The sequence below is a fragment of the Pseudomonas sp. YNh genome (genome assembly GCF_037993085.1).
Lineage (GTDB): Bacteria > Pseudomonadota > Gammaproteobacteria > Pseudomonadales > Pseudomonadaceae > Aquipseudomonas > Aquipseudomonas putida.
In genome coordinates this window covers 149,124-174,329 of record NZ_JBBMRJ010000002.1, presented here as the reverse complement: position 1 = coordinate 174,329, position 25,206 = coordinate 149,124, and the positions used below count along the sequence as shown (strand labels likewise).

Below are 25,206 nucleotides of genomic sequence, written 5' to 3'. Positions count from 1 at the left end.
AGGGACCGCCCAAGGTTCAAGGCCTGCGCGGCCCTTGTGGGAGCGGCCTTGCGTCGCGATTCGAGGACGAAGTCCTCGCCAAGAACACCAACAACATTGCCGGCGAGCGCCAACCATGACATCACCCAGCCAGTTCTCCCCCGACCACCCGGTCCCCACCCACCAGCGCATCTTCGGCGCCCGCGACCTGTTCTCGTTGTGGTTCTCCCTTGGCATCGGCCTGATGGTGCTGCAAGTCGGCGCCATGCTCGCCCCAGGCCTTGGCCTTGCCGGCGCGGTGCTGGCCATCGCCCTGGGCACCGGCGTGGGTGTGCTGTTGCTGGGCGCCGCCGGTGTCATCGGCAGCGACACCGGTCTTTCGGCCATGGGCACCCTGAAGCTCAGCCTGGGCAGCCATGGTGCGCGCTTGCCGGCTGTGCTCAACCTGCTGCAACTGGTAGGTTGGGGCGCATTCGAGATCATTGTCATGCGCGACGCCGCCAGCCTGCTGGGCGCGCGCGCATTCGGCGAAGACAGTGTCTGGAACAGCCCGATGCTCTGGACCCTGTGTTTCGGTGCCCTGGCCACCTTGCTGGCCGTCAGCGGGCCGCTGGCCTTCGTGCGCAAGGTGCTGCGCGCCTGGGGTATCTGGGTGCTGCTGGGGGCTTGCCTGTGGCTGACCTGGAACCTGTTCGCCAAGGCCGACCTGGCTGAACTGTGGGGCCGCGCCGGTGACGGTTCGATGTCGCTGGCCGTGGGCTTCGACATCGTCATCGCCATGCCGCTGTCCTGGCTGCCGCTGATCGCCGACTACTCGCGCTTCGCCCGCAACGGCAAGCACGTGTTCGGCGGCACGGTCGTCGGCTATTTCATCGGCAACACCTGGCTGATGAGCCTGGGCGTGGCCTACACCCTGGCCTTCGCTGCCAGTGGCGAGGTCAATGCCCTGCTGCTGGCCCTGGCCGGCGCCGGCATGGGCATTCCGTTGCTGCTCATTCTGCTGGACGAGTCGGAAAAGGCCTTCGCCGACATCCACTCGGCAGCGGTTTCCACCGGCGTGCTGGTGCCTGTGAAGGTCGAGCACCTGGCGCTGGCCATCGGCGTGCTGTGCACCCTGATCGCCCTGCTGGCGCCACTGGCCCAGTACGAGAACTTCCTGCTGCTGATCGGTTCGGTGTTCGCGCCGCTGTTCGGCGTGGTCTTGATGGACCACTACGTGGTTCGTCGTCGCCGCTTGCCGGCACAGGTCGGCGGCTTGCACTGGCAGGCGCTGGTGGCCTGGTTTGCGGGGGTGGCGGTCTACCACCTGATTGCCGCGCAGGCACCGGAACTGGGGGCTACCCTGCCAGCATTGCTGCTGGCAGGTGTGCTGCATGGGTTACTGAGCCTTAGCCGCGGCCGGGAAACAGTTCAGGCTTGAGTACGCCGTTCAGGCGTGGGTAGGGGATCTTCAGTTCCACGTGGCCCATGGAATAGGGCGCGATGGCATAGACCTCGTACTTGACCACTACTGCGCCGTACGTCAGGGCGATGTGCGGCGACTTCTTGAACGGCCAGGTTTTGACGAACTCGGCGTCCTTGTCCATGCCCACGCTCATCAGCCAGGCGCGGTGCGACTCCTCGACGGTTTTCCAGAAGGTGTCCTCCTGGCCTGGCACCAGCATGTCCTGCAGGGTCAACACCTTGTCCAGCTTGCGCGAATAGTTGATGAAGCCGCGCCCAGGCATGCCGTGGGCGCCACCGCTGTCCAGGTAGCTGGACAACTCGATGATCACCAGCCCGTCATGCTGCTCGCGTACCTTGGCTTGCAGATAACTGCTGTTACGTTTGTCGGCACTGGCCAGGTATTGCTGTTCGTATGCCTGCAAGGTGCTTGGCGCGGTGCCATGCTCATTGTCTTCGGTCAGTTGCAGCAGGCGTTTTTCGACGATGCCGTCGAGCGCGGGCAGGGCCGGGAAGTGGACCATGTCGATGTTCACCAGCGGGCAGTCGCTTTCGCTGCAGCCGGGTTTGACATGCTCCCAGGCGTCGCGCTTGACCTCGAGCGGGGTCCGGTAGTTGGGCGTGAACAGGCTCTGGCAGGCGCCCAGAGCGAGTGCCAGCACGGCCACGGAAGTCAGTTTGACAAGTGTCATGATGATCCTTGCAGAACAGGGAAAAGTCGGCCTTTGACCGTCTGCGCGGCCTTCAGTTCGCCACTAAGCTAACAGAGTGAAGACGCGCTGTCCCGAGTGTGCGAACGGTTGCCGGAAAGGGGTGAAACGCGAAAGCGTGCAGAGTAGGATGGCGCGATGCGGTGATTGAGGTAACGAGGATTTCCATGTCAGACACGTTGAATTCGGTGCCCAAGGCGGTCGAGATCGTCAAGCGGGCCAACTGCTTCCAGGGCTTCTACAAGCTCGACAAGGTGCACCTGCGCCACGAGCTGTTTGCCGGGGGTATGGGCCGCGAGATCAGCCGCGAACTGTTTGTGCGCCATGATGCGGTGTGTGTGCTGCCTTACGACCCGTTGCGCGACGAAGTGGTGCTGATCGAGCAGTTCCGCGTCGGCGCACTGGACAAGGTCGCCAACCCCTGGCTGATCGAGATGGTTGCCGGGCTGATCGACAAGGATGAGCAACCCGAGGAAGTCGCCCACCGCGAAGCCGAGGAAGAAGCCGGCCTGACGTTCAGCGCCTTGTGGCCGATGACCCGCTACTTCCCGTCGCCGGGCGGCAGTGACGAGTACGTTCACCTGTTCCTTGGCCGTTGCAGCAGCGAGGGGGCGGGCGGGCTGCATGGCCTGGAAGAAGAGGGCGAAGACATCCGCGTGCGCGTGTGGTCGTTCGAGGATGCCTTGCAGGCGGTGCGCGACGGGCGCATCTGCAACGCGGCGACTATCATCGGCTTGCAATGGCTGGCGCTGAACCGTGACGAAGTACGAGGTATGTGGAAGTGAACCTGCTGCGCGAGCGCTATCGAGTCGACCTGGTCGGGCTGCAGGCTGCCTGCGAGGCCAACTACGCCCGGCTGATGCGCCTGTTGCCCGACATGCGTACCACCCAAAGCTCGCGCCGCATCGGCATGACCCAGGGCGACCAGATGCTCGGCGTGCTGGTACTGGACGTGGTGCTGGCCTGCCCGTACACCACCACCCTGCATGTACGCCAGGAGCACAGCCTGCCGTGGTTGCCGGTGCCGCACCTGGAAGTGCAGGTGTACCATGATGCACGCATGGCCGAAGTGGTCAGCGCCGAACATACCCGGCGCCTGCGCAGTATTTACCCGTATCCGAATGAGGCCATGCACCAGCCGGACGAAAAGGCCCAGCTCAACCTGTTCCTCGGTGAATGGCTGAGCCACTGCCTGGCTTGTGGCCACGAACTGGCAAGCGTTCGCTGACATGTACCCAGACAACACGCGCCCTGTTCATGTGGTGCAACTGACCGACGCACATCTTTTCGCCGACCCGGCCGGCAGCATGCTGGGCCTCAATACCCGTGACAGCCTGCGCCATGTGGTGGCCCAGGTGCGGCGCGAGCAACCGCTTGTCGACTTGCTGTTGTGCACGGGTGATCTGTCCCAGGACGCCAGCGTTGCTTCTTATGAAGCGTTCCGGGATCTGACTGCGCCGTTTGCCGTGCCCACCCGCTGGTTGCCGGGCAACCACGACGAGGCCCGGGTCATGGCCGAAGTGGCCCCGGAGCTGGTGCAAGCAGTCACCGATGTTGGCGCCTGGCGTATTGTCATGCTCAACACGGCGGTGCATGGCGCGACACACGGTCTGCTGGAGCGTGACCAGCTGGCAGTGCTGGAAGCCGCCTTGAAAGAGGCGGGCGAACGGCATTGCCTGGTGTGTTTCCACCATCAGCCGGTGGACATCGGCTGCGCCTGGATCGCGCCGATCGGCTTGCGCAATGCCCAGGCCCTGTTCGACATCGTCGAGGCTTATCCACAGGTGCGGGCGTTGCTGTGGGGGCATGTGCATCAGGAATGGGACGAGCTGCGCGATGGCCGGCGCCTGCTGGCTACGCCCTCGACCTGTATTCAGTTCGCGGCCGGCAGCGAAGACTTCAAGGTGAGCGAAGAGCATCCCGGGTACCGCTGGTTGCGCCTGCACGCCGACGGGCGGTTGGAAACCGGAGTGGAGCGGGCCACGGACTTTGAGGTGAAACTCGACTTCGATAGCCCGGGTTATTGAAGAATCCGGGGCCGCTGCGCGCCCCATCGCCGGCAAGCCAGCTCCCACACCGACCGCATCGGTTTCAAGCCATGTGAGTATCTGAGAGAGCCGGCAAGCCAGCTCCCATACAGACCGCATCGGTTTCAAGACATGTGCAGTGCCTGTGGGAGCCGGCAAGCCAGCTTCCATAGACCCCATCGGTTTCAAGCCATGTGCAGTACCTGTGGGAGCTGGCTTGCCGGCGATGGGCTGCGCAGCGGCCCCGGCTTTCTTGAAGAAATTGTTGCGAAACCCGTGACACTGCGTCAAAACCCGGCGAACGCGCTACACTGCGCGTCCCTGCGCCCGCATCATCAGGCGCGAAGCCACAGATTCCGGGGGCAGCATGTCGGGTTCCATCCTCTATATCCATGGCTTCAACAGCTCGCCGCTTTCGACCAAGGCGCGCCAGCTCGAAGCCGTGATGCAGCAACTGGGCCTGTCGGCCCAGCTACGTGTGCCCGCCTTGCATCACCACCCGCGGCAGGCCATCGCCCAGCTTGAAGCTGCCATCGCCGAACTGGGCGCGCCATTGCTGGTGGGCAGTTCGCTCGGCGGCTACTATGCCACCCATCTGGCCGAGCGCCATGGCCTCAAGGCCCTGCTGGTGAACCCGGCGGTAACGCCACACAAGCATTTTGACGGGTACCTGGGCACTCAGCGCAATCACTACAGCGGTGAAACCTGGGAACTGACCCACGATCACGTACAGGCCCTGGCCGAGCTGGAAGTGCCGGCCCCGGTAGATGCCAGCCGCTATCAAGTGTGGCTGCAGACGGCCGATGAAACCCTGGACTATCGCCACGCCGAGCGCTATTACCGTGCATGTGCCCTGCGTATACAGGCTGGCGGCGACCACAGTTTCCAGGGCTTCGCCGAGCGCCTGCCGGCTCTGCTGGCTTTTGCCGGCATTGCTCGCGGGCAGTATGCGGCGCTCGATTTTTCTGTATTTTGACTTTTTTGCACTCACCAGACTGACGAAGAGACCCTATGGCCAATCCCAGCGCTAGCGCCTATAACGCAGACGCCATCGAAGTCCTCTCGGGCCTTGACCCGGTCCGCAAGCGGCCGGGCATGTACACCGATACCAGCCGCCCCAACCACCTGGCCCAGGAAGTCATCGACAACAGTGTCGACGAAGCCCTGGCCGGCCACGCCCGCTCGGTGCAGGTCATCCTGCATGCCGACCACTCGCTGGAAGTCAGCGACGATGGCCGTGGCATGCCAGTGGACATCCACCCGGAAGAAGGCGTGTCCGGGGTCGAGCTGATCCTTACCAAGCTGCACGCCGGCGGCAAGTTCTCCAACAAGAACTACCAGTTCTCCGGTGGTTTGCACGGTGTGGGTATCTCGGTGGTCAACGCCCTGTCGACTCAGGTGCGCGTGCGCGTCAAGCGTGACGGCAACGAATACCAGATGACCTTCGCCGATGGCTTCAAGGCCAGCGAGCTGGAAGTGGTCGGCTCGGTCGGCAAGCGCAACACCGGCACCAGCGTCTACTTCAGCCCAGACCCCAAGTACTTCGACTCGCCCAAGTTCTCCATCAGCCGCCTCAAGCATGTGCTCAAGGCCAAGGCCGTGCTGTGCCCGGGCCTGCTGGTCAGCTTCGAGGACAAGGCCAGTGGCGAGAAGGTCGAGTGGCACTACGAAGACGGCCTGCGTTCCTACCTGGTCGATGCGGTCAGCGAGTTCCAGCGCCTGCCTGACGAACCGTTCTGCGGCAGCCTGGCGGGCAACAAGGAGGCCGCAGACTGGGCCTTGCTGTGGTTGCCAGAAGGTGGCGACAGCGTCCAGGAAAGCTACGTCAACCTGATCCCCACCGCTCAGGGCGGCACTCATGTCAACGGCCTGCGTCAGGGCCTGCTGGATGCCATGCGCGAGTTCTGCGAGTTCCGCAATCTGCTGCCGCGCGGCGTGAAGCTGGCGCCTGAGGACATCTGGGAGCGCATCTCTTTCGTGCTCTCGATGAAAATGCAGGAGCCGCAGTTCTCCGGGCAGACCAAAGAGCGCTTGTCCTCGCGCGAGGCGGCTGCTTTTGTTTCCGGCGTGGTCAAGGACGCCTTCAGCCTGTGGCTGAACGCCCACCCCGAGCTGGGCATGCAACTGGCCGAGCTGGCTATCAGCAACGCCGGGCGCCGCCTCAAGGCCAGCAAGAAGGTCGAGCGCAAGCGCATTACCCAAGGCCCGGCGCTGCCTGGCAAGCTGGCCGATTGCGCCGGCCAGGACCCGATGCGTGCCGAGCTGTTCCTGGTCGAGGGTGACTCGGCGGGTGGCTCGGCCAAGCAGGCACGGGACAAGGAGTACCAGGCGATCCTGCCGCTGCGCGGCAAGATCCTCAACACTTGGGAAGTGGACGGTGGCGAAGTCCTGGCCAGCCAGGAAGTGCACAACATCGCCGTGGCCATCGGCGTCGACCCGGGTGCCACAGACCTGGCGCAACTGCGCTACGGCAAAGTCTGCATCCTCGCCGACGCCGACTCCGACGGCCTGCACATTGCCACGTTGCTGTGCGCGCTGTTCGTCCAGCACTTCCGGGCGCTGGTCGAGGCCGGGCATGTGTACGTGGCCATGCCGCCGCTGTACCGCATCGACCTGGGCAAGGAAATCTACTACGCCCTCGACGAAGCCGAACGTGACGGTATCCTCGACCGCCTGGTGGCCGAGAAGAAGCGCGGCAAGCCACAGGTCACCCGCTTCAAGGGTTTGGGCGAGATGAACCCGCCACAGCTGCGTGAAACCACCATGGATCCGAACACCCGGCGCCTGGTGCAACTGACCCTGGACGACGTTGAGGCCACCTGCGAGCTGATGGACAAGCTGCTGGCCAAGAAGCGCGCCGGTGACCGCAAGAGCTGGCTGGAGACCAAAGGCAACCTGGCCGAGGTCATGGTTTGATTCGGCAAGTACTTGCCGTTTGCCTTGCGCTGGTTACCTTGCCTGCCCTGGCGGGTAACTGGCCGGAGCTGAAGCTCAGTGCCGAGCACCCGATCGACGGCATGCGTGGTGGCAACCTGTCTGGCCTGGTGGAATGCCGGGGCGGGCTGTGGGGCGTGTCCGACCGCGACGACGACCGCATCTACCGCTTCGACCAGCAAAAACCGACCTGGCGCGCGCAACCGCTGACCTTTACCCCGCCACCGCCGCCGGAAAGCGGCCTGCCGTGGGGCCTAAAGTCGCGCAATTGGGCGGCGTCGTACATTCGCGGGGGCGAGCTGGATTTCGAAGGCATCACCTGTGACCAGGCGGGTAACCTGTACCTGGCCAGCGAAGCCCATGCCGCCGTGTTGCAGTTACCGCTGGATGGCGAGCCGGACTGGCTGAAGATCGACCCGGCCATGGTGCGCCAGGCCCGTGCCAGCGGCATGCTGCTGAACTTCAATGCGCTGTTCGAGGGCTTGGCGATCAACCCGGCGGGCGATCGCCTGTGGCTGGCCGCAGAACGCGAGCGCCGTGGCCTGGTGGTCATCGAGCGCCAGCAATCGGTGTGGACTTGCGGGCGCAGCTGTGTGCTGCTGAGCGAGGCCGGGGTGGAGATGCAGCCGGCGCAAATGCCCAATGCCCGGGCACTGTCGCGCGATTTTGCCGACCTGGCCTGGTTCGAGGGCAAGCTGTTCACACTCGAACGCAATGCCTACCGGGTCTGCCGGCGTGATACCGACAGCGGCAAGGTAGAACGCTGCTGGTCGTTTGCTGCCGACGCCTTGGTCGAGGCCCGCCGTTACCCGCAACCGTTCGGCCTGGCCGAAGCCCTTGTGATCGATGCCAAGGGCGCCTGGATCGGCCTGGACAACAACAACGGCGCCCGCGCCGATGGCGAAACGCGCCCGATCGTCTGGCGCTTTGATGCACCGGAAGGTGGCTGGAGCGCCAAGTCATGAGCCAGGCGCCGGGCAAACGGGCGGGCAGGGTGCTGATGGTCCTCGCGTGGGCGGCCGCGATGTTCCTTGCCACGCGCTTTTTCGGCCAGTGGGAAGACAGCAAGCGCAACCCCAATGCCCAGGTGCAATCCGAACACGGCGAGGGCTTTGTCGAAGTGCGCCTGCTGGGCAACGGCCAGGGCCACTTCATGGTGGATGGCGCCATCAACGGCCAGGCGGTGCATTTCATGCTCGACACCGGCGCCACCGATGTGGCGATCCCCGAGGCGTTGGCCCGTGACCTGAACCTTGAGCGCGGCAGCCCGGTGCTGCTCAGCACCGCCAATGGCCGCGCCGAAGGCTACCGCACGCGCCTGGCCAGCCTGCAACTGGGCGATATCCGGCTGCAGGACGTACGCGCCACCGTGGTGCCGGGCCTGGACGGGCCCATCGTACTGCTGGGCATGAGTGCCCTGAAACAACTTGAATTTACCCAGCGCGGCGGCACCATGCTGTTGCGCCAGAACCTGAAATGACGAGGCCCGCATGAGCGACTCACTGGAACTCAGCCTGGACGGCGTCGAACGCCGCTCGCTGGCTGACTTCACCGAACAGGCCTACCTCAACTATTCCATGTACGTGATCATGGACCGCGCCTTGCCGCACATCGGCGACGGCCTGAAGCCGGTGCAGCGACGCATCGTCTATGCCATGAGCGAGTTGGGGCTCGATGCCGATGCCAAGCACAAGAAGTCGGCGCGTACCGTCGGTGACGTGCTCGGCAAGTTCCACCCCCATGGCGACTCGGCCTGCTACGAGGCCATGGTGCTGATGGCGCAGCCGTTCAGCTACCGCTATACCCTGGTCGACGGCCAGGGTAACTGGGGTGCGCCGGACGATCCGAAGTCGTTCGCTGCCATGCGTTATACCGAGGCGCGTTTGTCGCGCTACGCCGAAGTGCTGCTCAGCGAAGTTGGCCAAGGCACCGTGGACTGGGTACCGAACTTTGACGGTACCCTGCAGGAGCCGGCCGTACTGCCGGCGCGCCTGCCCAACATCCTGCTCAACGGGACCACCGGTATCGCCGTGGGCATGGCGACCGACGTGCCGCCGCACAACCTGCGTGAAGTGGCGAGCGCCTGCGTGCGCCTGCTCGACGAGCCCAAGGCCACCATCGAGCAATTGTGCGAGCACATTCAGGGGCCGGATTACCCGACCGAGGCGGAAATCATCACGCCACGGGCAGAAATCCTCAAGATGTACGAAAGCGGTCGCGGTTCGATCCGCATGCGTGCCGTTTACCGCGTCGAGGATGGCGACATCGTAGTGACTGCGCTGCCGCACCAGGTCTCCGGTGCCAAGGTGCTGGAGCAGATCGCCGCACAGATGCAGGCCAAGAAGCTGCCGATGGTTGCCGACCTGCGTGACGAATCCGACCATGAGAACCCGTGCCGCATCGTCATCATCCCGCGCTCCAACCGTGTGGATGCCGACGAACTGATGCAGCACCTGTTCGCCACCACCGACCTGGAGAGCAGTTACCGGGTCAACGTCAATATCATTGGCCTGGACGGCCGCCCGCAGTTGAAGAACCTGCGTGCGATATTGGTGGAGTGGCTGGAGTTTCGCACCAACACTGTTCGCCGCCGGCTGCAGCATCGCCTGGACAAGGTGGAGCGGCGCCTGCACCTGCTGGATGGTTTGCTCACCGCATTCCTCAACCTGGATGAAGTGATCCACATCATCCGTACCGAGGAGCACCCCAAGCAGGCCCTGATTGCCCGGTTCGAACTGAGCGAAATCCAGGCCGAGTACATCCTCGAGACCCGTCTGCGTCAGCTGGCGCGCCTGGAAGAGATGAAAATCCGCGGCGAGCAGGACGAACTGCTCAAGGAACAGGCCAAGCTGCAGGCGCTGCTGGGCAGCGAGGCCAAGCTGCGCAAGCTGGTGCGCAGCGAACTGATCAAGGATGCCGAAACCTACGGCGACGCGCGCCGTTCGCCAATCGTCGAGCGCGTCGAAGCCAAGGCCCTGTCTGAAAACGAGCTGATGCCGACCGAGCCGGTCACCGTGGTGCTGTCGGAGAAGGGCTGGGTGCGTTGCGCCAAAGGCCACGACATCGACGCCACCGGCTTGTCGTACAAGGCCGGCGATGGCTTCAAGGCCGCCGCAGCCGGGCGTTCCAACCAGTTTGCCGTGCTCATCGACTCCACGGGGCGCAGTTATTCGGTGGCGGCTCACAGCTTGCCCTCGGCACGTGGTCAGGGCGAACCGCTGACCGGCCGCCTGACGCCACCGCCAGGCGCCACCTTCGAGTGTGTGCTGTTGCCGGAGGACGACGCGCTGTACGTGGTTGCCTCGGATGCGGGCTACGGCTTCGTGGTCAAGGGTGAAGACTTGCAGGCCAAGAACAAGGCCGGCAAGGGTTTGCTCAGCCTGCCCAACGGTGCCAAGGTCATGACCCCACGCCCGGTGGCCAATCGCGAGCAGGACTGGCTGGCAGCGGTGACCACCGAAGGCCGCCTGCTGGTGTTCAAGGTCAGCGATTTGCCGCAGCTGGGCAAGGGCAAGGGCAACAAGATCATTGGCGTGCCGGGCGACCGGGTAGCCAGCCGTGAAGAATTTGTCACCGATCTGGCCGTGATTCCCGACGGCGCGACCCTTGTATTGCAAGCCGGCAAGCGTACCCTGTCTCTGAAAGCGGACGATCTTGAGCACTACAAGGGCGAGCGCGGACGGCGAGGCAGCAAGCTGCCACGCGGCTTCCAGCGCGTCGATGGGTTGCAGGTGGAAGTGCCGGCGTAACGGGCAGAAATGTCTGGAACGGCAATTTCAGCGCCGTTCCGGGCAGAAATGCTGGAGTCGGACGGTTATTTCGCGGATGATATGGCCCTTGCGGTGCCGGCGTGGCCGTGTGCCCGTTTGAATCTACATGTATCACTGCGGTGTGCCTTATGGCGGCCGCCTGGATGGGATGATGAAATTTCTGCGCCTTCCATTTGCGCTGTTGATGACTGGCCTGCTGGGCCTTGGCGGGTGCACCATGCATCAGCCGGTTGCCCTGTATCAGCTCGACAGTGGTGATCCTGGCCAGCCGTCGCAGAGTGCGGGCATGGCCGTGGTACTCGGCCCGGTATCGGTAGCCGATTACCTTCAGCGTGAAACGTTCCTGCAGCGTCAAGCCGACGGCAGCCTGAGCGCGGCGACTGACGGCCGCTGGGCGGGTAGCCTTTCGTCGGATATCGACCAGCTGCTGGTGCGTCAACTTGCCTGGCGCCTCGACAGCCAGCGCGTGGTGCTGGCGCCGGCGACCGCTGGCTTCAGCCCGGACGTGCAGGTGCTGTTGTCGATCACACGCCTGGACTCAGGCAAAAACCAGCCGGCCATCCTGGATGCCCAGTGGCGTCTGCTGGATCGCCGTGGCCATGTGCGTGACAACCGTATCGTTCACCTCGAGCAGCCGCACGAGGGCAGCGAGTCGTCGCAGGTTCAGGCCCAGGGTCAACTGCTGCAGAAGCTGGCCGAACAGCTGAGCACTGCGGTCAAGCCGCTGGCCAACCAGCCGGCGATTGCCGAAGAAGCACCGAAAAAGCCCGCTGCACCGGTGCAGGTCAAGAAGGGGCCGGAGAAATCCAGGATCCCTATGGCCTCGCCGATTCGCACCGATATGGAAGTTTATCGTTTCTGATCGAACTGCCACCCACAAAAAAGCCCGCATTTGTTGCGGGCTTTTTTGTACCTGAAGGATAGATGCGGCCTTTGTGGGAGCGGGCGCGCCCGCTCCCACAGGGGGAAACTATCAGGCGCGGCGCTCGTGCATGCGGGCCAGCTGGCGCTCCAGCATCGACGGGTAAGGCTCCATCAAACGCTCCACACAGCAGGCACCCTCAGGGCTGGCAATCGGGCGAATGCGGGCACGCTGGCGAATCAGCGCGTCATCGCTGATCTGCCGCTCCACCAGTAACAGATTGCGGCTGTGCTGCGACAGCGCCAGGGCATCCTGGGCCTTTTCGGCCATCAGCAGGTCCACCAGCTCCAGCCCTTGCAGGTCGTTGCCCAGGACCAGGCCCAGTTGCAGCTGAAGGGTGATGCCGCTGTCGGCCACTTCGATCTGCAGGGCATGGCCCAGGGCGCGCAGCAGCTCGCCGCAGCAGATGGCGTTGGTCAGGTAGTCCTCGCCACAGTCGCGGCTGTGGAAAAGCACCAGGGTGCTGCCGTCGTTGAGCGTGTGGGTTTCACCGTCGTAGAGCGAGGCAGCATGCTCCAGGCAATCGCGGTAGCGGTCAGTCAGCTCGGTCAGGCGTGTACGCGGCAGGCGGCGCAGTTGTTCCTGTGAGCCCAGTTGCACGGCAAGTACGGCGCTGTACTGCGGCTCGTCAGATTCGACCGGGGCGGCTTTGGGCGCACTGTCGTCGTCCAGCAGGCCGGCAAAGGCTGCGTCGTCATCGTCCTCGGCCAATGTGGCAACCTTGGGGCGCGGGGCTGCCTTGGGGGCCGGTGCTACGTCGTGGAAGTCGTCAAAATGCTCGTCGTCCTCTTCCTCCAGCTCTGGCTCCGGTGGCGGCGGCGGGGCCAGGCGCGCGTGCAGCTGGCGGGCGATGTCGCCGATCTCGTCCTGGCGGTCGGTGGCCGGGGTATAGGGCTGCGGGTCTCGCAGCCACACCCGTAACTGCAGCAGCGGCAGGGTGATATAGCGGCCCTGTCGCAGGCTCAGGCTGAGGGCCAGGGCCAGCAGGATGGCCGCCATGATGCCCATGCTCTGCAGGCTGATGAGCATCGGCTGCTGGAACTGGCTCATGTCCAGGCTGATGCGCAGTTGCCCGGCCGTCACGTCCTGGAAGGTGATCTTGGTCTGGTACAGGCCCTCTGCCTCGCCCAGCAGGCTGTTGCGCGGGCGCTGGCCGGCCTCGGCGAGGATGCGGTTGTCCACGCTGTAGATGGCCGCGTGGGCCACCAGCGGGTTTTTCACCAGGTTGCCCAGCAGCACGTTGAGACTGAGGATGTCGTTAGACACCAGCAGCTCGGTCGCCGAGGTGGCGGTCTGGGTGGTCAGGCTCTGGCCAAGGGCATCAGCCTGCTCGTGCATGGCCTGCTTGAACTGCAGGCCCATCACGCAGGCATAGATCACCAGCGCCAGCGTGACCAGGAAGATGTTGGTGCAAGCGATGCGCAATGCCAGCGGCACGCGACGTTGACTCAGGGCACGATAGATCATCAGGAAGAAATTGTCTGGTTTGACGGGCGTGGGCCGGTTCACTGAGCTCGGCTCTTAATGGCAGAAAGTGTGGGGCAGTATAGCGACCCGGGTTTTGTCGGCAAAGTATCGTTGGCGCCCGATGGTCACGGAAAATCGGTAGAATGCGCATTTTTCATCGAAGTCGGAGCCAGGTTGTGCGCGAAATCGTCCTGATCAACATCACCGGTGAGGACCGTCCCGGTCTCACTGCGGCTATCACCGGCGTCCTGCTGCAGGGCGGTGTGAGCATCCTCGACATCGGCCTGGCGGTCATGCACGGCACTTTGTCGTTCGGTATCCTGGTCGACATCCCGGACAACGAAGTGGCTACCGCCCTGCTGCAAAGCGTGCAGGCCAAGGCCCATGAACTGAACCTGCAGGCCCGCTACACACCGATTTCCGAGGCGGACTACCAGCACTGGGCTGACGGCCAGGGCGAGGCGCGCCACATCGTCACCCTGCTCAGTCGCAAGATCACCCCCGAGCAACTGCAGCGGGTGAGTGCGGTGATAAGCCAGTATGGCCTGACTATCGAGCGTATCGAGCGTCTGTCGGCGCGTGTGGCGCTGGATGCCGAAACCGACAAGGGCAAAGCGGCCATCGAAATCTCCGTGCGCGGCGCGCCGAGCGATGCCCAGGCCCTGCGTGCCGACTTCTTTGCCCTGGCCGAAGCGCTGAGCATCGACATCGCCTTCCAGAAGGACGACCTGTTCCGCCGCAACCGCCGCCTGGCCGTGTTCGACATGGACTCGACGCTGATCGAAGCCGAAGTCATCGACGAACTGGCCAAGGCGGCCGGCGTGGGTGAGCAGGTGGCGGCCATCACCGAGCGCGCCATGCGCGGTGAGCTGGACTTCCGCGCCAGCTTCAAGGAGCGCATGGCGCTGCTCAAGGGCCTGGATGTGGGTGTGCTGGACGAAATCGGTGCCTCGCTGCGCCTGACCGAGGGTGCCGAAAACCTGTTCGCCGAGCTCAAGCGCTTGGGTTACAAGACCGCGATCCTGTCCGGTGGCTTTACCTACTTTGCCCGCCAGGTGCAGGCGCGCCTGGGTATCGACTATGTGTTCGCCAACGAGCTGGAAGTGGTCGACGGCAAGGTGACCGGTGTGGCGGTCGAGCCGATCGTCGATGCCCAGCGCAAGGCCGAGCTGCTCCAACAGTTGGCCAGTGAAGAAGGCTTGCAGCTGGAGCAGACCATCGCCGTAGGTGATGGCGCCAACGACCTGCCGATGCTGTCGCTGGCCGGCCTGGGCGTAGCGTTCCGCGCCAAGCCGCTGGTGCGCCAGTCGGCCAAGCAAGCCATTTCCACCCTGGGGCTGGATGGCGTGCTGTACCTGTTGGGCCTGCGCGACCGCGACGCTCGCGGCTGACCCGGGAACCTGGGGCTGCTTCGCAGCCCTTCGCGGGCATGCCCGCTCCCACAGTGATCGCGCTTTGTGGGAGCGGGCGTGCCCGCGAAGGGCCGCACAGCGGCCCCAATGAAAAGGCCCCGCATGAGCAGGGCCTTTTTCATCCAGCTTGAATCAAGCCTGGGCGGGTTCTGCCAACAATTGCCCCATGCTTACAGCAGAACCAGCGCCCAGGTTTTCAGCCCACTTCACCTGCTCCGGCCCGAACAGCACGATGGCGGTCGAACCCAGCTTGAAGCGGCCCAGCTCGGCACCTTTCTCCAGGTGGATCGGCGCGCGGCTGGCTTCGTCGTAACGGAAGGTCTTCAGCTCACGCTTGGGTGGCGTCACCAGCCCGGCCCACACGGTTTCGATCGAGGCGACGATCATCGCACCCACCAGCACCACGGCCATCGGCCCACGCTCGGTGTCGAACAGGCAGACCACGCGCTCGTTGCGGGCGAACAGCTCGGGAACGTTCTCTGCGGTGGTCTGGTTGACCGAGAACAGACGCCCCGGCACATAGACCATTTCGCGCAGGGTGCCGGCCAGCGGCATGTGCACGCGGTGGTAGTCCTTGGGCGACAGGTAGATGGTGGCAAACTCGCCGCCCATGAACGGCGCTGCCATGGCCGGGTCACCGCCCAGCAGCTCTTGCGCGCTGAAGCCGTGGCCCTTGGCCTGGAAGATGCGGCCGTGCTCGATCGGGCCGAGCTGGCTGACGGCGCCGTCGGCCGGGCACAGGATGGCGCCCGGGGTTTCGTCCAGCGGGCGGGCACCCGGCTTCAGGGCGCGGGTGAAGAACGCATTGAAGTGCTCGTAGGCGCTCAAGTCCTCGACCAGCGCTTCGGACATGTTGACCTGGTAGCGCTTGGCAAACCAGGCGGTGAAGGCATTCTTGAACCAGCGCGCGCGGCACTCGGCGATGCAGCCGGCCAGCCGCGACAGCAGGTGGTGCGGCAGCAGGTACTGGCTGATGATGAACAAACGGGATTTCATGCAGGTTCCTTAAACTTCTACAGGCGTGTCCGGGTGGTTGCCCCATTCGCTCCACGAGCCGGCGTAAGCCTTGACGCGTGGGTAGCCGAGGGCCTTGGCCACCAGATAAGTGAAGCCGGAGCGGCGGTGGGTCTGGCAGTGGGTGATCACTTCCTTGTCAGGGGTGATGCCCAGTTGCTCGAGGACATTTTGGATGTCATGGCGAATGCGCAAGTGGTCGTTGAGGTCCATGCCGGCGGTCCACTCGAAGTTGATCGCGCCGGGAATGTGCCCGCCCTTGGCAGCCAATACCTTCTCGCCGCTGAATTCCTGCGGGCCGCGGGCGTCCCAGATGACCAGGTCATCGGCGCCCAGGCGGCTTTGCAGGTACTCGCGGGTGGCGGTGGGGGCGTTGTCGATACGCAGGTGCACCGGGCTGTTGACGCTGGCGGGCACGTCGGTGGACAGCGTGTCAGCCGGCCAGGCCTGGATACCGCCATTGAGGTAGTGATAGGCCTTGTGACCAATCACGTCGAGCAGCCAGATGAAGCGCCCGGCCCAGCCCCCGCCTTCATCGTCATACACCACATAGACGGCGTCGTCGCGGTGGCCGAGTTCGCTGAACAGTTTTTCCAGCTCGCCCAGGGACGGCAGCAGGCCGGGCGCTGGAGGCTGGCCAAGCTGGGTGCGCTTGCCTTCGACAAAGCGTGCGCCGGGGATATGCCCGCTGACATAGCGGTTGGCACTGCTCAGGTCGACCAGGATCAACTGTGGCGAACCCAGGCGTGGCAGCAGGTCCGCGGCTTCGATCACCAGGGGCAGGCCGGAAAAGTCAGTCATCCACGGTCTCCAGTGTGGAAAGAGGGGCGATTGTAGCGCAAGGCTCAGCCCTTGCGGTTGGCAAACACCGACAGTGCCCGCTCGGTGCATTGCGCGGTCTTGCCGAAGGCCTGCACGCTGATATCGGCCAAGGGCCGGCAGCCCTGGTCGGCCACCATCAGCATCAGCACCTGATCGTTCACCGCCAGCGAGCGCAGCAGCACGTGCTCGCTGCGGAACAGCGCACGAAGCGGGGCAGGCAGCAGGGCCGAAAACTGGCTGTGGTTTTCCGGGGTAATGCGCAGTTGCCCGGCCTGGGCCATCAGCTTTTGCAGCAGCTTGTTTTGCGACACCTGCAGGGCCAGGGCCGCGGCCTCTTTGGGCAAGCCGGCGGTCTGCTGCACGCGCAGGTAGTCGCTGGCCTTGTCCAGGCTCAGCAGCATAATGCGTTGCATGCCGCAGGCCAGCAGGGCTTCGCGGGCCTGGGTGGCCAGGTGCACGGTGTTGGTGAACGGGCTGGGCTGGGCCAGCAGGTCCTGGCACAGCTTGCGCCAACGCGCCAGGTCGTCGCTGCTGGGCGGTGGCGGGGCCAGCATGTCCGGGTGCGGACGGCGCTGGTGCCAGGGCCAGATCAGTGCTTCAGCCGGGTGGAACAGGGCATGCCTGGCGTGGCGGCGGGCACTGGCGGCAGCTTGTTGGTGCACTTGCTGCTGCACGTCTTCCAGCGAGGTCTGCAGGTACAGCGCTGTCAGCAGTTGCCAGCGCAGCAGGTGCGGGTTGTCCCAGCCCACCTGCGCCGCCAGCGCAAGGTTGTTGGCCAGCAGCACGGTGTTGGCCGGCTGGTTGAACCAGCGGCGCAGGCCGGGCTCGGCATCCAGGCGGTGTTGCTGGCTGAGCAGGTCTTCGTCGCGGGCGATGCTCAGCACCTGGGCCAGTTGTTCGCGTTCTTCCAGCAGCAGGCGGTAACCCTGGGTTACCCACTGCGGCAGGCGCCAGTACTCCGCCATGGTCTGGCACAGCGCCATGATGCGCACGCCAAACAGCTCTTCCTCTACCTGGGCGGCGTCCTCGCCCTTGTGGATAACCCGCAGCTCCCAGGTGTCGAGCAGCTTGGGGTAGGCCAGTGCCAGCGGCCACAGGGGTGACAGGAACAGCAGGCTGCCCCAGTGGATTTCCTGCCACAGCCGCGCCAGGCGGCTGGCGAACAGGCCGCTGGCCTGCTGCGAGGCGTGCTGGCTGATCAGCTGGAACTGGCTGAGCACGGGCGGGATTTCTTCGACCGGCAGCGAGGGCAGGCGCTTGAGCAGTTGCTCACTGCGCTCCAGGCCCAGGCGGTTGAGGGCGACCTCCAGGCTTTCGGCTGGCTCGGCCTGGCTGGCGTTGGTGGGGTGATTGGCTTCGCGCATCACCGATAGCACCAGTGCCGGGCTATCCTGCATCAGTTCGGCGATGTCGCGCAGCGAGCGGCGGCTATCGTTGATTGCAGCCATGACCCGGTCGTAGCTGTGCTTCGGCACGGGGATGCGAACACTCTCCAGCAGCTTTACCCAGGCTTCTAGCGTACGCGGAGCCTGAGCGGGCACCTTGGTTTCAATTGGCATTTTGACATCAGTCCGAACTGGCTTTTCGCATTGAGTGGCTATAGTCTGGCGCAGTTCTGCCGATAAGTAGAAGAAGAGTTTTAAAGCTCCCGTCTCTTCCCCTGACCACGACAGCAAGTGCTTTGAACCTATGGCTAAAATTATCGGCATCATCGTCGTATTCGCGAGCGTGCTCGGCGGCTACGTGCTCTCCCACGGCAAGATCGCAGCGCTGATCCAGCCGTTCGAAGTACTGATCATCGGCGGTGCAGCCTTTGGTGCATTCCTGCAGGCCAACCCTGGCCACATGACCATGCACGTCATCAAGAAGTCGATGAAGATGTTCGGCTCGCGCTTCACCCATGCCTACTACCTGGAGGTACTGGGCCTGGTGTACGAGATCCTCAACAAGAGCCGTCGCGAAGGCATGATGGCCATCGAGGCTGACATCGAAGACGCCGCCGCCAGCCCGATCTTCGCCAAGTACCCGACGGTACTGGCCGATGAGCGCATGACCGCGTTTGTCTGCGACTACCTGCGCATCATGTCCACCGGCAACATGGCCCCGCACGAACTCGAGGGCCTGTTCGACATGGAGCTGCTGAGCATGAAGGAAGAGCTGGAGCACCCGTCCCATGCAGTGACCGGCATCGCTGACGGCATGCCTGGTTTCGGTATCGTCGCGGCGGTACTGGGGATCGTGGTGACCATGGCCTCGCTGGGCGAGGGTGACCAGGCGGCCATCGGCATGCACGTGGGTGCGGCGCTGGTGGGTACCTTCTTCGGTATTCTCGCTGCCTACGGCTTCTTCGGCCCGTTGGCCAAGTGCCTGGAGCACGATGCCAAGGAAGAGCTGAACCTCTACGAATCGATCAAGGCTTCGCTGGTTGCCTCGGCCTCGGGCATGCCACCTTCGCTGGCCGTGGAGTTCGGGCGCAAGGTGCTGTACCCCATGCATCGCCCAAGTTTCGCCGAGCTGGAACAAGCGGTTCGCGGTCGCTGAGTCATGGAAAACAATCAGCCCATCATCGTAAAGCGCGTCAAGCGCTTTGGCGGCGGCCACCACGGCGGCGCCTGGAAAATCGCGTTTGCCGACTTTGCTACGGCAATGATGGCGTTCTTCCTGGTGCTGTGGCTGATGTCCACGGCCACGCCGGAGCAGAAGATTGCCATTGCTGGCTACTTCAAGGACCCGATCGGCTTCTCGGAAAGCGGTACGCCTTATGTCATCGACCTGGGCGGCTCGCCTGAACTGGCGCCGGAGAAAACCATCAACCCGGAAGTGAAATCCGAGCCGATGCCCGAGAGCACGACCCAGCTGAGCAAGGACCAGGTCGAGACCATGGCCGAGCAGGTAGAGCGCGAGCGCCTGGAGTTGCTGCTGCAGGAACTGCAGAACAAGGTGGAAGAGAACCCGCAGCTGCAGAAGTTCAAGGACCAGATCCTGTTCGAAATTACCCAGGACGGGCTGCGCATCCAGATCATGGATGCCGAGAACCGGCCGATGTTCGACATCGGCAGCGCCCGCTTGCAGCCCTACTTTGAAGACATCCTGCTGGCCATGGCCGACACCATCAAGGCGGTGCCGAACAAGATCAGCATCAGCGGCCACACCGACGCCAAGCCGTATGCCGGCAGTGGCGAGTTCGGCAACTGGGAACTGTCGGCCAACCGTGCCAACGCGGCGCGCCGTGCGCTGGTGGCCGGTGGTTACCCGGACGGGCAGGTGGCGCGGGTGGTGGGTTACGCCTCGTCGTCGCTGTTCGACCGCAAGGACCCGTTCAACCCGGTCAACCGCCGTATCGATATCATCGTGCTGACCAAGAAGGCCCAGCGCAATATCGAGGGTGAGCAGGGCGCGCCCGAAGCGCCGGCCGCCGAGCCTGCTGCACCGCCGGCTAGCGGCCCTGTGCCGGGGGCTGCCGCACCGGAAGCCCCAGGGGCAACGGAGCAAGCACCGATGCAACCGCGTGAGCTGCGCCAGAAGCTGAACATCTTTGAAGATGGCACGCTGAAGATGGATGAGGCCAAGGAGCAGTAAACGGCTTTTTTGTGCGGGCGACTGTTCTACACAAAACCCGAACGCTGGCGCGATCACTGTGGGAGCGGGTTTACCCGCGAAGCATCCAGCGCGGTGGATGGCACCGGCGTTGCCGGTGTTCGCGGCTAAAGCCGCTCCCACAGGGGATCGCGGCAAATTTCATTTCAAGCGTTTCAGTAGCTGTCTTCTGTCAGGCTGGCGATGATCGAGCGGTAGCTGTTCATGCGTTGCGGCTTGATGCGCCCCTCGTCCAGTGCCTTGAGTAGCGCGCAGCCCGGTTCGCGGTCATGCTTGCAGTCGCGGAAGCGGCAGGTGCCGAACAGGTCGCGGAACTCGATGAAGCCATCTTCCACGTCGTCGCGGCTGACATGGCCGAGGCCGAACTCGCGGATGCCCGGCGAGTCGATCAGGTCGCCGCCGTTAGGGAAGTGGTATAGCCGCGCCGTGGTGGTGGTGTGAGTACCTTGGCCCGACCATTCCGACAGGTCGCCGACACGGGTGCCGGCATCTGGCAGCAGGCTGTTGACCAGCGATGACTTGCCCACCCCCGACTGGCCGACGAACACACTGATGTGGCCGTCGAGTTGCTGTTGCAGGCGCTGCATGCCGTCACCCTGGTGTGCCGATACTTCCAGCAGCGGGTAGCCAAGTTCACGGTAGACTTCCAGCAGCGCATGCAGGCCGGGGCCATTCTCGTCGTTGATCAGGTCGGCCTTGTTCAGCAGCAGCAGCGGGCGCAGGCCAGCGTGCTCGGCAGCTACCAGGTAGCGGTCGATCAGGTTCGGGTGCGGCTCGGGAGCAGGGGCGAACACAATCACGATCAGGTCGACGTTGGCGGCCACCGGCTTGAGTTGACCGTGGTTGTTCGGCCGGCACAACTCGGTGCTGCGCGGCATCTGCGCCACGATTACGCCGATGCCCTGGTTACCCGCACGCCACACGACACGGTCGCCAGTGACCAGCGCCGGCAGGTTGGCGCGCAAATGGCAGCGGAACACCTGGCCTGCGGTTTCGCCATCCTGGGCTTCAACTTCTACCTGCACGCCAAAGTGCGCGATCACCAGGCCCAGTTGCTCGGGCCCCAGGTCGCCGCCTTCCAGTTCCTGCAGCGCATGCTGCTCGCGTTTGGCGGCGCGAGCGGCGCGCTCGCCCTGGATTTTTTCGATCCGCCAGTTCTGGCGGCGATTGAGCTGGCGTTTGGCCATGAAGGTACCGTGTGAAAGGCCCGGGCAGGGCATTGAAAACGGCTGGCAGTTTAGCACGCCAGGCGCTGGACCATTGCGCTTACCTTTGAAGCGGCGAATGGGCGTGCTTTTGGCCACTAGGCTAATATGACGGCCTATATGAGGAGCCCTGCATGCAAAACCCACAGAACCTGATCTGGATCGACCTGGAAATGACCGGCCTGGATCCGGACAGCGATGTCATCATCGAGATGGCCACCATCGTCACCGACAGCCAGCTGAACACCCTGGCGGAAGGGCCGGTGATCGCCATCCACCACAGTGACGAAGTGCTGGCGCGCATGGACGAATGGAACACCCGCACCCACGGTGCTTCGGGCCTGACCCAGCGCGTGCGCGAGAGCAAGGTCAGCATGGCTGAAGCCGAGGCGCAGACCATCGCCTTCCTCGAGCAGTGGGTGCCGAAAGGCAAGTCGCCAATCTGCGGCAACAGCATCTGCCAGGACCGCCGCTTCCTCTATCGCCACATGCGCAACCTGGAAAACTACTTCCACTACCGCAACCTGGATGTTTCCACCCTGAAAGAACTGGCCGCGCGCTGGGCGCCGGACGTGCGTGACAGCTTCAAGAAGGGCAACACCCACCTGGCGCTGGACGATATCCGCGAATCGATCGCCGAACTGCGCCACTATCGCGAGCATTTCATCAAGGTGTGAGCCGAAAAGGCGCAGATATTGTATCTGCGCCCCCTTTTGGTGCCCTGGGCAACTGGTTAGACTGCGCGCCTTTCTCGCACGGACCCGCGCCATGTTGTTGATGCTCTACCTCATTGCTATCACCGCCGAAGCCATGACCGGCGCGTTGTCTGCCGGGCGCCGCGGCATGGACTGGTTTGGCGTGGTACTGATCGCCTGCGTCACCGCGCTGGGTGGCGGCTCGGTGCGCGACGTGCTGCTCGGGCATTACCCACTGACCTGGGTGAAGCACCCGGAGTACCTGGTGCTGACCAGCTTTGCGGCGTTGCTGACCATTTTCATTGCCCCGATGATGCGCCGCCTGCGCTCGCTGTTCCTGGTGCTCGATGCCCTGGGGCTGGTGGCCTTTACCCTGATCGGCTGCATGACCGCGCTGGAGATGGGGCAGGGCATGCTGGTGGCGTCGATCAGTGGGGTGATCACTGGGGTATTTGGCGGGATCTTGCGGGATATCTTCTGCAACGACATTCCACTGGTGTTCCGCCGCGAGCTGTATGCCAGCGTGTCGTTTGCGGCGGCATGGTTCTACCTGGGGTGCGTGTATTTCAAGGTGCCGGCAGAGCAGGCGATGCTGCTGACCTTGTTTGGCGGGTTCCTGGTGCGGTTGCTGGCGATCCGCTTCCACTGGGAAATGCCCAAGTTCCACTACAACGACCAGCAGTGACACAGCTGTGGGCGCGACACCGCCCGCTCCCACAGGATGGCGCAAGTGCTGTGGCTAGTCGCTATTGAGCTTCGTGCCGGGCCAAAGCCCACTCCACATGCTCGCGCACCAGTTCTGATTCGTCCTCGCGCCGGGCCTTCAGCGCCTCGATCACAGGAATGGTGGAAGGCGCATTGCCCAACCCCACCGCCAGGTTGCGCAAGAATCGCTCATACCCCGCCCGCCGCAACGGCCCGCCCTCGGTCTTGCGCAGGAAGGTGCGCTCATCCCACAGGAACATCTGCGCCAACTCGGCATTCTCCAGCCCGTGCCGCGGCTGGAAGTCCTGTTCCTGGCTGTGCTTGGCAAAGCGGTTCCACGGGCAGACGATCTGGCAGTCATCGCAGCCGAACACCCGGTTGCCCATCTTTGCGCGCAGCTCGACAGGGATCGCGCCTCTCAGCTCGATGGTCAGGTACGAGATGCAACGCCGCGCATCCAGCACATAGGGCCCGACAAACGCCTGGGTCGGGCAGATGTCCAGGCAGGCCTGGCAGCGCCCGCAGTGCTCGCTGGTAGTCGCTTCGTCCACCGGTAGCGGCAAATCGACAAACAGCTCGGCAAGAAAGAAGTAACTGCCCGCCTTGCGGTTGAGCAGCAGGGTGTTCTTGCCGATCCAGCCCAACCCGGCCTGTTCGGCCAGGGCCTTCTCCAGTACCGGCGCGCTGTCGACGAATGCGCGGTAGCCGAACGGGCCGATGGCTTCCTGGATGCGATCGGCCAGGAATTGCACGCGCTTGCGCACCAGCTTGTGGTAGTCCCGGCCCAGTGCATAGCGCGATATGTAGGCCTTTTCTGGCTGTGCCAGGCGCTGCGCCATCTGTGTGTCGCCGGACAGGTAGTCCATGCGCAGCGAGACCACCCGCACCGTGCCGGGAATCAGTTGGTCGGGGTGCGAGCGCTTGCTGCCGTGCGCGCCCAGGTACTCCATTTCGCCCTGGTAGCCGGCATCGAGCCAGCGCTGCAGGTGGTGTTCGTGTTCGCCAAGGTCGACCCCGGCGATGCCGACATGGGCAAAACCGAGTTCCTGGCCCCAAATCTTGATCGATTGGGCCAGTTGGGCGAGGTCAGGTGTGCAGCTGGACATGGATGGGCAAGGCAATACGGGCTCAGGTGCGTATAATTCTGCCAGACATTGGAGCCTTTGACCCCATGCCGCAGACCAAACACCCCAGCCATGCCCCGCAACTGCTCAGCAGCGTGACTGTCGCGCACCTGCCGGCGCGACCTGTGAATGCCCATAAAGGCGACTTCGGCCATGTGCTGGTGGTCGGTGGCGACCTGGGCACAGGCGGCGCTGTGCTGTTGAGTGCTGAAGCCGCCCTGCGCTGCGGCGCCGGGCTGGTCAGCGTGGCGACGCGCCCTGAGCATGTGAGCGCGAGCCTGGCGCGTCTGCCCGAAACCATGTGCCTGGGCGTCAGCTCGGCCAACCAGTTGATGGGCGTGCTGGAGCGCGCCTCCGTGCTGGTGGTGGGCCCGGGGTTGGGGCAGGCGGCGTGGGGGCGTAGCCTGCTCTCGGCAGTGGCCAACGCCGAACAGCCGCAGGTGTGGGACGCCGATGCCCTGAATTTGCTGGCGCGTACCCCCCTGGCCCTGCCCAGTGGCAGCATCCTCACCCCGCATCCGGGGGAGGCGGCGCGGCTGCTGGGTATTTCCACCGAAGCGGTACAGGCCGACCGCCAGGGCGCGGCGCGCAAGCTCGCGCGCCGTTACAACAGCGTTTGCGTGCTCAAGGGCGCCGGCACCCTGGTGGCCGACCCGGCCGGGCAACTGATGCTGTGCGAACGGGGCCACCCCGCCATGGCCGGCGCCGGCTTTGGCGATGTGCTGACCGGTGTGCTGGCGGCGTTGTTGGCCCAAGGGCTGGATGCCTGGCAGGCCGCTGGCCTGGGGGTGTGGTTGCATGCCTGTGCAGGCGAGCGGCTGGGTGTAAAAGGTAGAGGCCTGGCGGCCAGTGATCTGGCGCCGGTCATTCGTGAGTTACTGGAGGAGCATTCTGCGTGTCTGGCATAACCCTGTTTCTGGCCGATGAAGACGCCACGGTCAAGTTTGGCGCAGCACTGGCCGAGGTGACCGGCGGTCGCGGCGTGATCTTTCTCGAGGGCGACCTGGGTGCGGGCAAGACTACGCTTTCCCGAGGGCTGATCCGTGGCCTGGGCCATACGGGTGCAGTGAAAAGCCCGACCTTCACCGTGGTCGAACCCTACGAAATCGGTGAGGTGCGAGCCTTCCATTTCGACTTGTATCGCCTGGTCGATCCGGAGGAGTTGGAGTTCATGGGTATTCGTGACTATTTCGAGGGCGACCCGCTGTGCCTGTTCGAGTGGCCACAAAAGGGTGCGGGCGTTTTGCCAAAGCCTGACCTGACCATTACCATAAGCCCCCAAGCGGGCGGACGCTCGCTGATCCTTTCGCCGCAGGGGGCTCGCGGCGAGGCCTGGTGCATGGCACTGGCCAAACACTATAAACAGTAAGTGGGGTAGGT

24 protein-coding genes are annotated in these 25,206 nt (G+C 64.1%); 17 read left to right on the top strand and 7 right to left on the bottom strand.

The features are described 5' to 3' along the window. Window positions 1-115: 115 nt before the first annotated feature. The gene (gene cytX / locus WF331_RS02825; RefSeq protein WP_174370322.1) at window positions 116-1,399 is read left to right on the top strand and encodes a putative hydroxymethylpyrimidine transporter CytX; all 1,284 of its coding nucleotides are present in this window, start codon (window positions 116-118) and stop codon (window positions 1,397-1,399) included. Here cytX and WF331_RS02820 read toward each other — a convergent pair. Beyond that, window positions 1,368-2,114 (bottom strand): RsiV family protein, encoded by a 747-nt coding sequence (locus WF331_RS02820; protein ID WP_284358832.1) that lies wholly within the window; start codon window positions 2,112-2,114, stop codon window positions 1,368-1,370. The two genes, cytX and WF331_RS02820, sit on opposite strands and share 32 nt — an antisense overlap. Window positions 2,115-2,299: 185 nt before the next feature. Between WF331_RS02820 and WF331_RS02815 the strand changes: the two genes are divergently transcribed. The 9 genes from WF331_RS02815 (at window position 2,300) to WF331_RS02775 (ending at window position 11,725) form a co-directional block, all read left to right on the top strand. After that, window positions 2,300-2,917, top strand: a complete 618-nt coding sequence (locus tag WF331_RS02815; protein ID WP_016501906.1) for an NUDIX domain-containing protein — start codon at window positions 2,300-2,302, stop codon at window positions 2,915-2,917. Then, window positions 2,908-3,360, top strand: a complete 453-nt coding sequence (locus tag WF331_RS02810; RefSeq protein ID WP_016501905.1) for a DUF1249 domain-containing protein — start codon at window positions 2,908-2,910, stop codon at window positions 3,358-3,360. Before WF331_RS02815 ends, WF331_RS02810 begins: the two co-directional genes overlap by 10 nt. Before the next feature lies 1 nt (window position 3,361). Then, window positions 3,362-4,159 (top strand): 3',5'-cyclic-AMP phosphodiesterase, encoded by a 798-nt coding sequence (gene cpdA / locus WF331_RS02805; RefSeq protein ID WP_340622640.1) that lies wholly within the window; start codon window positions 3,362-3,364, stop codon window positions 4,157-4,159. Between the two features lie 367 nt (window positions 4,160-4,526). Then, on the top strand, window positions 4,527-5,135 hold the full coding sequence (locus WF331_RS02800) for a YqiA/YcfP family alpha/beta fold hydrolase (RefSeq protein WP_012274480.1): 609 nt from the start codon (window positions 4,527-4,529) through the stop codon (window positions 5,133-5,135). Between the two features lie 35 nt (window positions 5,136-5,170). Then, on the top strand, window positions 5,171-7,075 hold the full coding sequence (gene parE, locus WF331_RS02795) for a DNA topoisomerase IV subunit B (protein ID WP_016501902.1): 1,905 nt from the start codon (window positions 5,171-5,173) through the stop codon (window positions 7,073-7,075). Further along, complete coding sequence (locus tag WF331_RS02790) at window positions 7,072-8,058, top strand: esterase-like activity of phytase family protein (protein ID WP_284358823.1); 987 nt, start codon at window positions 7,072-7,074, stop codon at window positions 8,056-8,058. Before parE ends, WF331_RS02790 begins: the two co-directional genes overlap by 4 nt. Continuing rightward, window positions 8,055-8,573, top strand: a complete 519-nt coding sequence (locus WF331_RS02785) for a retropepsin-like aspartic protease family protein (RefSeq protein WP_016501900.1) — start codon at window positions 8,055-8,057, stop codon at window positions 8,571-8,573. The genes WF331_RS02790 and WF331_RS02785 overlap by 4 nt, the downstream gene beginning before the upstream one ends. Before the next feature lie 10 nt (window positions 8,574-8,583). Beyond that, window positions 8,584-10,842 carry a DNA topoisomerase IV subunit A gene (gene parC / locus WF331_RS02780; protein ID WP_049277988.1) on the top strand — a complete coding sequence of 753 codons (2,259 nt, stop codon included), beginning with the start codon at window positions 8,584-8,586 and terminating at the stop codon, window positions 10,840-10,842. Between the two features lie 172 nt (window positions 10,843-11,014). Further along, complete coding sequence (locus WF331_RS02775; protein WP_041167910.1) at window positions 11,015-11,725, top strand: PqiC family protein; 711 nt, start codon at window positions 11,015-11,017, stop codon at window positions 11,723-11,725. Between the two features lie 111 nt (window positions 11,726-11,836). On the opposite strand, the gene WF331_RS02770 is transcribed toward WF331_RS02775, so the two are convergent. Then, on the bottom strand, window positions 11,837-13,294 hold the full coding sequence (locus WF331_RS02770) for a histidine kinase (RefSeq protein ID WP_340622639.1): 1,458 nt from the start codon (window positions 13,292-13,294) through the stop codon (window positions 11,837-11,839). A 134-nt stretch (window positions 13,295-13,428) separates the two neighbouring features. On the opposite strand from WF331_RS02770, the gene serB reads away from it, so the two are divergent. Beyond that, window positions 13,429-14,643: a phosphoserine phosphatase SerB gene (gene serB, locus WF331_RS02765; protein WP_016501896.1), complete on the top strand. Its 1,215-nt coding sequence runs from the start codon at window positions 13,429-13,431 to the stop codon at window positions 14,641-14,643. 153 nt (window positions 14,644-14,796) lie between these two features. Here serB and asd read toward each other — a convergent pair whose 3' ends face one another. Genes asd through WF331_RS02750 form a run of 3 tightly spaced genes read right to left on the bottom strand, consistent with a single transcriptional unit; the run spans window position 14,797 to window position 18,059 of the window. Beyond that, window positions 14,797-15,660, bottom strand: coding sequence for an archaetidylserine decarboxylase (gene asd, locus WF331_RS02760; RefSeq protein WP_049277981.1), 864 nt, complete (start codon window positions 15,658-15,660; stop codon window positions 14,797-14,799). Between the two features lie 9 nt (window positions 15,661-15,669). Continuing rightward, the gene (locus WF331_RS02755) at window positions 15,670-16,479 is read right to left on the bottom strand and encodes a rhodanese-like domain-containing protein (RefSeq protein WP_174370316.1); all 810 of its coding nucleotides are present in this window, start codon (window positions 16,477-16,479) and stop codon (window positions 15,670-15,672) included. A 44-nt stretch (window positions 16,480-16,523) separates the two neighbouring features. After that, the gene (locus WF331_RS02750) at window positions 16,524-18,059 is read right to left on the bottom strand and encodes an HDOD domain-containing protein (protein ID WP_174370315.1); all 1,536 of its coding nucleotides are present in this window, start codon (window positions 18,057-18,059) and stop codon (window positions 16,524-16,526) included. A 130-nt stretch (window positions 18,060-18,189) separates the two neighbouring features. Here WF331_RS02750 and motA point away from each other — a divergent pair, with 130 nt between their 5' ends. Together motA and motB are read left to right on the top strand one after the other, a co-directional pair. Further along, complete coding sequence (gene motA / locus WF331_RS02745; protein ID WP_016489455.1) at window positions 18,190-19,041, top strand: flagellar motor stator protein MotA; 852 nt, start codon at window positions 18,190-18,192, stop codon at window positions 19,039-19,041. Between the two features lie 3 nt (window positions 19,042-19,044). Next, window positions 19,045-20,079 (top strand): flagellar motor protein MotB, encoded by a 1,035-nt coding sequence (gene motB / locus WF331_RS02740; protein WP_016501892.1) that lies wholly within the window; start codon window positions 19,045-19,047, stop codon window positions 20,077-20,079. Between the two features lie 173 nt (window positions 20,080-20,252). Here the strand turns inward: motB and rsgA are convergent, their stop codons facing one another. Then, window positions 20,253-21,284: a small ribosomal subunit biogenesis GTPase RsgA gene (rsgA, locus tag WF331_RS02735; protein ID WP_016501891.1), complete on the bottom strand. Its 1,032-nt coding sequence runs from the start codon at window positions 21,282-21,284 to the stop codon at window positions 20,253-20,255. 152 nt (window positions 21,285-21,436) lie between these two features. Here rsgA and orn point away from each other — a divergent pair, with 152 nt between their 5' ends. Both orn and WF331_RS02725 read left to right on the top strand, forming a co-directional pair. Next, window positions 21,437-21,979 (top strand): oligoribonuclease, encoded by a 543-nt coding sequence (gene orn, locus WF331_RS02730; protein WP_016501890.1) that lies wholly within the window; start codon window positions 21,437-21,439, stop codon window positions 21,977-21,979. Between the two features lie 91 nt (window positions 21,980-22,070). Then, entirely contained in the window at window positions 22,071-22,682 is a 612-nt protein-coding gene (locus WF331_RS02725) for a trimeric intracellular cation channel family protein (RefSeq protein WP_003249516.1), read from the top strand. A 61-nt stretch (window positions 22,683-22,743) separates the two neighbouring features. Here WF331_RS02725 and queG read toward each other — a convergent pair whose 3' ends face one another. Beyond that, complete coding sequence (queG, locus tag WF331_RS02720) at window positions 22,744-23,808, bottom strand: tRNA epoxyqueuosine(34) reductase QueG (protein WP_041167908.1); 1,065 nt, start codon at window positions 23,806-23,808, stop codon at window positions 22,744-22,746. Between the two features lie 65 nt (window positions 23,809-23,873). On the opposite strand from queG, the gene WF331_RS02715 reads away from it, so the two are divergent. Next, window positions 23,874-24,734 (top strand): NAD(P)H-hydrate dehydratase, encoded by an 861-nt coding sequence (locus WF331_RS02715; protein ID WP_016501887.1) that lies wholly within the window; start codon window positions 23,874-23,876, stop codon window positions 24,732-24,734. After that, window positions 24,722-25,195, top strand: a complete 474-nt coding sequence (tsaE, locus tag WF331_RS02710; RefSeq protein ID WP_016501886.1) for a tRNA (adenosine(37)-N6)-threonylcarbamoyltransferase complex ATPase subunit type 1 TsaE — start codon at window positions 24,722-24,724, stop codon at window positions 25,193-25,195. Before WF331_RS02715 ends, tsaE begins: the two co-directional genes overlap by 13 nt. Window positions 25,196-25,206 lie beyond the last annotated feature (11 nt).

Coding starts and splice junctions, on each gene's coding strand:
- cytX (WP_174370322.1), top strand. CDS start 116: ATGACATCACCCAGCCAGTTCTCCCCCGACCACCCGGTCCCCACCCAC.
- WF331_RS02820 (WP_284358832.1), bottom strand. CDS start 2,114: ATGACACTTGTCAAACTGACTTCCGTGGCCGTGCTGGCACTCGCTCTG.
- WF331_RS02815 (WP_016501906.1), top strand. CDS start 2,300: ATGTCAGACACGTTGAATTCGGTGCCCAAGGCGGTCGAGATCGTCAAG.
- cpdA (WP_340622640.1), top strand. CDS start 3,362: ATGTACCCAGACAACACGCGCCCTGTTCATGTGGTGCAACTGACCGAC.
- WF331_RS02800 (WP_012274480.1), top strand. CDS start 4,527: ATGTCGGGTTCCATCCTCTATATCCATGGCTTCAACAGCTCGCCGCTT.
- parE (WP_016501902.1), top strand. CDS start 5,171: ATGGCCAATCCCAGCGCTAGCGCCTATAACGCAGACGCCATCGAAGTC.
- WF331_RS02785 (WP_016501900.1), top strand. CDS start 8,055: ATGAGCCAGGCGCCGGGCAAACGGGCGGGCAGGGTGCTGATGGTCCTC.
- parC (WP_049277988.1), top strand. CDS start 8,584: ATGAGCGACTCACTGGAACTCAGCCTGGACGGCGTCGAACGCCGCTCG.
- WF331_RS02775 (WP_041167910.1), top strand. CDS start 11,015: ATGAAATTTCTGCGCCTTCCATTTGCGCTGTTGATGACTGGCCTGCTG.
- asd (WP_049277981.1), bottom strand. CDS start 15,660: ATGAAATCCCGTTTGTTCATCATCAGCCAGTACCTGCTGCCGCACCAC.
- WF331_RS02755 (WP_174370316.1), bottom strand. CDS start 16,479: ATGACTGACTTTTCCGGCCTGCCCCTGGTGATCGAAGCCGCGGACCTG.
- WF331_RS02750 (WP_174370315.1), bottom strand. CDS start 18,059: ATGCCAATTGAAACCAAGGTGCCCGCTCAGGCTCCGCGTACGCTAGAA.
- motA (WP_016489455.1), top strand. CDS start 18,190: ATGGCTAAAATTATCGGCATCATCGTCGTATTCGCGAGCGTGCTCGGC.
- motB (WP_016501892.1), top strand. CDS start 19,045: ATGGAAAACAATCAGCCCATCATCGTAAAGCGCGTCAAGCGCTTTGGC.
- rsgA (WP_016501891.1), bottom strand. CDS start 21,284: ATGGCCAAACGCCAGCTCAATCGCCGCCAGAACTGGCGGATCGAAAAA.
- orn (WP_016501890.1), top strand. CDS start 21,437: ATGCAAAACCCACAGAACCTGATCTGGATCGACCTGGAAATGACCGGC.
- WF331_RS02725 (WP_003249516.1), top strand. CDS start 22,071: ATGTTGTTGATGCTCTACCTCATTGCTATCACCGCCGAAGCCATGACC.
- queG (WP_041167908.1), bottom strand. CDS start 23,808: ATGTCCAGCTGCACACCTGACCTCGCCCAACTGGCCCAATCGATCAAG.
- WF331_RS02715 (WP_016501887.1), top strand. CDS start 23,874: ATGCCGCAGACCAAACACCCCAGCCATGCCCCGCAACTGCTCAGCAGC.